Origin of the sequence: Hylemonella gracilis ATCC 19624 (assembly GCF_000211835.1) — a bacterium.
Classification (GTDB): domain Bacteria; phylum Pseudomonadota; class Gammaproteobacteria; order Burkholderiales; family Burkholderiaceae_C; genus Hylemonella; species Hylemonella gracilis.
The window spans coordinates 1-6,292 of the sequence record NZ_AEGR01000114.1 but is presented as its reverse complement, the minus strand read 5'-3'; the positions used below and the strand labels follow the sequence as shown (position 1 = coordinate 6,292).

Below are 6,292 nucleotides of genomic sequence, written 5' to 3'. Positions count from 1 at the left end.
CACCCCCTGCCGCCGCCGCTGCCGTGTCGGCTTCCAAGGCTGGCGTGGCCATGCCCGCCGCCGCCAAGCTGATGGCCGATAACAACATCGCTGCGGGCTCCGTGGCCGGCACGGGCAAGGACGGCCGCGTGACCAAGGGCGACGTGCTGTCGGCCGTGGCTGGCGGCGCCAAGCCCGCGCCCGCCGCCATCCCGACCGGCGCGCCCACCAAGGCCCTGCCTCAGGTGGCCGCGCCCAGCAGCTCCCTGCACCTGGGCGAGCGTCCCGAGCAGCGCGTGCCCATGACGCGCCTGCGCGCCCGCGTGGCCGAGCGTCTGCTGCAGTCGCAATCGACCAACGCCATCCTGACCACCTTCAACGAAGTGAACATGGCCCCGGTCATGGAACTGCGCAAGAAGTTCCAGGATTCCTTCACCAAGGAGCATGGCACCAAGCTGGGCTTCATGTCCTTCTTCGTCAAGGCCGCCGTGCATGCCCTGAAGAAGTACCCCGTGCTGAACGCCAGCGTGGATGGCAACGACATCGTCTACCACGGCTACTTCGACATCGGTATCGCCGTTGGTTCGCCGCGCGGTCTGGTGGTGCCCATCCTGCGCAATGCGGACCAGATGAGCTTCGCCGACATCGAGAAGAAGATCGCCGAATTCGGCAAGAAGGCGCAGGAAGGCAAGCTGGGCATCGAAGAGATGACGGGCGGCACCTTCTCCATCTCCAATGGCGGCACCTTCGGTTCCATGATGTCCACCCCCATCATCAACCCGCCCCAGTCGGCCATCCTCGGCGTGCACGCCACCAAGGACCGCGCCGTGGTCGAAAACGGCCAGATCGTGGTGCGCCCGATGAACTACCTGGCCATGAGCTACGACCACCGCATCATCGACGGTCGCGAAGCCGTGTTGGGCCTGGTCGCGATGAAGGATGCGCTGGAAGATCCGTCGCGTCTGCTGTTCGACATCTGATCGACACCCAGTGGTGACAGAGATGTCGCTCGCCGACGAACTGAAAAAACTCGAGGAGCTGCGCCAGCGCGGCGCCTTGAGTGAAGCGGAATTTGGTCGGGCGAAAGCAAGGCTGCTGGAGGTGCCTGCGGTGGCGCATGCGGGCGGGGTGGATGCCATCAATGGCTTTCGTCTCAGCTCGTCGGATCGCTGGATTGCTGGCGTCTGCGGTGGACTTGCGAGGTCTACGGGGCTGGCCAGCTGGATCTGGCGCCTGATTCTTGTGTTGCTGGTCTGCTTCGGCGGCTTCGGTCTCCTTGGCTATCTCCTACTCTGGATCTTCGTGCCGCGTGACTGATCGCGGACTCAACTCACGGAACATCATGTCCAAACAATTCGACGTTATCGTTATCGGCGGTGGCCCCGGTGGTTACATCGCCGCCATCCGCGCCGCCCAGCTGGGCTTCAATACCGCTTGCATCGACGAGTGGAAGAACGAGAAGGGCGGGCCGGCGCCAGGGGGCACTTGCACGAACGTGGGTTGCATCCCGTCCAAGGCCTTGCTGCAATCGTCCGAGCATTTCGAGCACGCGAACAAGCACTTCGCGGAGCACGGCATCACGGCCACGGGCGTGAAGATGGACGTGGCCAAGATGATCGCCCGCAAGGACGCGGTCGTGAAGCAGAACAACGACGGCATCCTCTTCCTGTTCAAGAAGAACAAGGTGAGCTTCTTCCACGGTCGCGGCTCCTTTGTGAAGGCCGTGGACGGTGGCTATGAAATCGCCGTCAAGGGCGCCGCCGACGAGACCCTGGTGGCCAAGCAAGTCATCGTGGCCACCGGCTCCAACGCGCGTGCGCTGCCGGGCGCGCCCTTCGACGAGGAGAACATCCTCTCCAACGACGGCGCGTTGCGCATCGGCGGCGTGCCCAAGAAGCTGGCCGTGATTGGCTCCGGCGTGATCGGCCTGGAAATGGGCTCGGTCTGGCGCCGCTTGGGCGCGGACGTGACTGTGCTCGAAGGTCTGCCGACTTTCCTGGGCGCGGTGGACGAGCAGATCGCCAAGGAAGCCAAGAAGGCCTTCGACAAGCAGGGTCTGAAGATCGAACTCGGTGTGAAGATTGGCGAGGTCAAGTCCTCCAAGAAGGGCGTGACGATCGCCTATGCCAACGCCAAGGGTGAGGCGCAGACGCTGGAGGCCGACAAGCTCATCATCTCCATCGGTCGCGTGCCCAACACGACCGGCCTGGGTGCCGAGGCCGTGGGCCTGAAGCTGGACGAGCGCGGTGCCATCGTCGTGGACGAGCTGTGCAAGACCAATCTGCCGGGCGTCTGGGCGGTCGGCGACGTGGTGCGCGGCCCCATGCTGGCGCACAAGGCGGAAGAAGAGGGCGTGGCCGTGGCCGAGCGCATTGCTGGCCAGCATGGTCACGTCAACTTCAACACCATCCCCTGGGTCATCTACACCAGCCCCGAGATCGCCTGGGTTGGCAAGACCGAGCAGCAGCTCAAGGCCGAGGGCGTGGCCTACAAGGCCGGCACCTTCCCCTTCCTGGCGAATGGCCGCGCGCGCGCGCTGGGCGACACCACGGGCATGGTGAAGTTCCTGGCCGACGCCAAGACCGATGAAATCCTGGGTGTGCACATGGTTGGTCCGCAGGTGTCGGAGCTGATCTCCGAGGCCGTGGTCGCCATGGAGTTCAAGGCCAGCAGCGAGGACATCGCGCGCATCTGCCACGCGCACCCGTCCTTGAGCGAAGCCACCAAGGAAGCGGCCCTGGCCGTGGACAAGCGCACGCTGAACTTCTAAGGCATGACGAGGCCCCCGCGCCGGCCTACCGCGTGGGGGTCGCTCCCGCCCAGAGCCGCTGTGCGCTGCGCGCAGCCGGGGTTTGATGCCGCAGCCGCCCCTGGGTGGCCCGGCGGTGCTTGGTAAAGGTTTTCTCACGTGGCATCGGTACTCGAGGCGTACGAGTCGGAACTGAAGACGCGGGGTTACCGCAGCGATCCCGCCCAGCTGCGCGCCGTGCAAGCGCTGGAGCGCTGCGCGGGCGAGTGGTTCCTGTACAAGAACAAGCGCTCCAACGCCTTCAAGAAGCTGATCAACCACCCGGACATCCCGATGGGGGTGTACATGTACGGCGGGGTGGGGCGCGGCAAGAGCTTCCTGATGGATTGTTTCTACCAGGCCGTGCCGCTGCGGCGCAAGACGCGCCTGCACTTTCACGAGTTCATGCGCGAGGTGCACCGTGAACTCGCCGATCTGCAAGGCACGGTGAACCCGCTGGACGCGCTGGCCGAGCGCATCGCCGAGCGCTACAAGCTGATCTGCTTTGACGAATTCCACGTCGCCGACATCACCGACGCGATGATCCTGCACCGCCTGCTTTCCGCCTTGTTCCAGAATGGCGTGGGCATGGTGATGACGTCCAACTTCAAGCCCGACGATCTCTACCCGAACGGCCTGCACCGAGATCGCATCTTGCCCGCCATCGCCCTGCTGAACCGGGAGATGGAGGTCATCAACGTGGACAATGGCACCGACTACCGGCAGCGCACGCTGGAGCACGTGCAGCTCTACCACCAGCCGCTCGGTCCCGAAGCCGATGCCGCGATGGAGCAAGCCTTCAACGAGCTGGCCGAAGCGCGCGACGACGACCCGGTGCTGCACATCGAGTCGCGTCAGATCCGCGCGCGGCGCAAGGCGGGTGGCGTGGTTTGGTTCGATTTCAAGACGCTGTGCGGCGGCCCCCGCTCGCAGAACGACTACCTGGAAATCGCCTCGCAGTTCCACACCGTGTTCCTGAGCGACGTGCCGCACATGCCGGTGCGCATGGCCTCGGAGGCCCGTCGATTCACTTGGCTGATCGACGTGCTGTACGACCGTCGCGTCAAGCTCATCCTCTCCGCGGCCGTCCCTCCCGAAGAGCTGTACACCGAGGGGCCGCTCGTGCACGAGTTTCCGCGCACCGTGTCGCGCCTGAACGAAATGCAGTCGCGCGAGTTCCTCGAGCAGGAACGCCGCGTGGTGGACACACGCTTGACATGAGCAGCGTACAGTGCCGGTCCATGTGGCCGTTTTCCGTCATTTCTCTCTTCGCCCGTCCACGCCTTGCGTGGCGGTGGACCGTCGCGGCATGCGTGGTGTTGTTGCCCATGGCGGTCGCCAACGCGCAAGACCAGAACCCGAACTCTTCGCAGCCACCAGCGCAAGTCGTCGACCCGGTGCGGGGGGACCCCCCGGCGCCCTACAACGCCGAACATGACACGCATGAGCGCGCCCGCATCCGTCACGAGCGCGAACGGGTGGAGGCCGAGTACAAGCAAGCCCAGGTGGATTGTTACCAGCGCTTCGCCGTGAACGCTTGCCTGCGTGAAGCGCGCCGGGCGCGGCGCGTCGAGAACGACCGTTTGCGCGCGCAGGAGATCGCCCTCGACGACGCCAAGCGCGCTGCCGAAGTTCAGTCGCGCAAGCAGGCGCTCGAAGAACGTCAGGCTGAGAAAGCCCGTCAGGATGCGGCGCGCGAGCAAGAGGAGGCGGCCCGTGCGCGCAACCGTTCCCCGTCCCGTGGCAACGCGCCCGCGCCGTCAGGCCGGTGAGCGAGGGTCGGGTGGACATCAACCTTCATTCCCCGCAGCGCCGCTTGATCGAGCTGCGCATGGAACACGCCGATCTGGACGCCATGATCGACCGCATGGGCGAACAGGCTGGCGTGGCGCAGACCAACGATGAGCTGTCCTTGCGCCGCCTGAAGAAGCGCCGACTCGCGCTGCGCGACGAGATCGCCCGCCTGGAACGCGAGCTCACGCCCGATGAACCCGCCTGAGACCGCCGAGGGTCACCGGCTCGCCCCTGCGCCGCCAGGTGCCATGCCCGATGGCTTGCGCGCTGAAGTCGCATCTGCTTTCGCCGAAGGGGGCGTGCTCGCGCGCGGCTTTCCCTCGTTTCGCCCGCGAGAAGGACAGACCGAGATGGCCCTGGCCGTGGCCGATGCCCTGTCGCACCGCGAGGCGCTGGTGGTGGAAGCCGGGACTGGCGTCGGCAAAACCTACGCCTACCTGGTGCCCGCTCTGCTCAGCGGCCAGCGCGTGCTGTTGTCCACCGCCACCAAGACCTTGCAAGACCAATTGCATGGGCGCGATTTGCCGCGTCTGCTTGAGTTGCTGGGCCTGCCTTTGCGCACGGCCTTGCTCAAGGGGCGTGCAAGCTACCTGTGCCTGCATCGCCTAGAGCAGGCGCGCCACGGCGCGACCTCGAGCCACGCCGCCACGGGTGCGGCGGCGCATGCGCTGTCGCGCATTGAGCAGTGGAGCAAGCAGACCCGCACGGGTGACCTGGCCGAGCTGCCTGGCCTGGACGAACGCTCGCCGCTGATCCCCCTCATCACGTCCACGCGCGACAACTGCCTGGGCCAGGACTGCCCGCGCTACCGCGAGTGCCACGTCAACCTTGCCCGCCGCGAGGCCTTGGCGGCGGACTTGCTCGTGGTCAATCACCATCTCTTTTTTGCCGACCTGGCCGTGCGAGAGTCCGGCATGGCCGAACTGCTGCCGACGGTGGACGCCGTCATCTTCGACGAGGCTCACCAGCTCAACGAAACGGGTGTGCAGTTCCTGGGGCGCCAGTTGTCCAGCAGCCAAGTGCTGGATTTCGCGCGCGACCTGCTGGCCACGGGGCTGCAGCAGGCCCGTGGTCTGGCCGATTGGCAACAGTTGGCGGGTGACGTCGAGCGGGCGTTGCAGAACTTGCGCTTGTGCGCGGGACGCGCTCCCAGTGGTGGCCTGCGCCTGACCTGGAACGAGGCCGCCCCCGAACGCCTCAATGCCGACGCTTGGGCGGCGGCGCTGCGGGGGCTGCAGCAGGCTTGCGAGGATGCGCTTGCGGCCTTGGTCCATGTGGACGAGCTGGGGCCGGATTTCCTGCGCCTGGCGGATCGGGCCCGCGACCTGGTCGCGGCGCTGACGTTTTTCAGCGTGCCCGCGTCGCCCGAGGCCGTGCGTTGGCTCGAAGTCGCGCAGCAGATGCGCCTGATCGAATCGCCCCTGGACATCGCCGACACGGTGCGCGCGCGACTGATCCCGCCCGAGCAGGCGGACGAGGAAGTTGGGCAAGGCCAAGGTCAAGGTCAGGATGCGGACGGACCGTCCCGTCCCGTGCGCCGGGCCTGGATCTTCACGTCCGCCACCTTGGGTGATGACGAAACCTTGCGCTGGTTCACCGAACCCTGCGGCCTGCAGGACGCCCGCGTGCTGCGCGTGCGCAGTCCCTTCGACTATGCCCGCCAGGCTGCCCTGTATGTGCCAGCGGCCTTTCCCAAGCCGGGCGAAGCCCGGCACGCGGAGGCGGTGGCGG

General features: G+C 66.3%; 7 protein-coding genes. All 7 read left to right on the top strand.

Going from position 1 to position 6,292, the window contains the following annotated elements; translation table 11 throughout:
• The coding region (gene odhB / locus HGR_RS16650) for a 2-oxoglutarate dehydrogenase complex dihydrolipoyllysine-residue succinyltransferase (protein WP_006299574.1) at positions 1 to 959 on the top strand (959 nt) is incomplete at its 5' end.
• A gap of 22 nt (positions 960 to 981) precedes the next feature.
• A complete protein-coding gene (locus HGR_RS16645; RefSeq protein WP_006299573.1) occupies positions 982 to 1,296 on the top strand; it encodes a PspC domain-containing protein in 315 nt (104 codons plus the stop codon).
• A gap of 25 nt (positions 1,297 to 1,321) precedes the next feature.
• The gene (lpdA, locus tag HGR_RS16640) at positions 1,322 to 2,749 is read left to right on the top strand and encodes a dihydrolipoyl dehydrogenase (protein ID WP_006299572.1); all 1,428 of its coding nucleotides are present in this window, start codon (positions 1,322 to 1,324) and stop codon (positions 2,747 to 2,749) included.
• Positions 2,750 to 2,887: 138 nt separating this feature from the next.
• On the top strand, positions 2,888 to 3,988 hold the full coding sequence (zapE, locus tag HGR_RS16635; RefSeq protein ID WP_006299571.1) for a cell division protein ZapE: 1,101 nt from the start codon (positions 2,888 to 2,890) through the stop codon (positions 3,986 to 3,988).
• 107 nt (positions 3,989 to 4,095) lie between these two features.
• Positions 4,096 to 4,539, top strand: coding sequence for a hypothetical protein (locus HGR_RS16940; RefSeq protein WP_050797495.1), 444 nt, complete (start codon positions 4,096 to 4,098; stop codon positions 4,537 to 4,539).
• Positions 4,540 to 4,550: 11 nt separating this feature from the next.
• Entirely contained in the window at positions 4,551 to 4,766 is a 216-nt protein-coding gene (locus HGR_RS16625) for a YdcH family protein (protein ID WP_039853937.1), read from the top strand.
• A 43-nt stretch (positions 4,767 to 4,809) separates the two neighbouring features.
• The coding region (locus HGR_RS16620) for an ATP-dependent DNA helicase (protein ID WP_039853936.1) at positions 4,810 to 6,292 on the top strand (1,483 nt) is incomplete at its 3' end.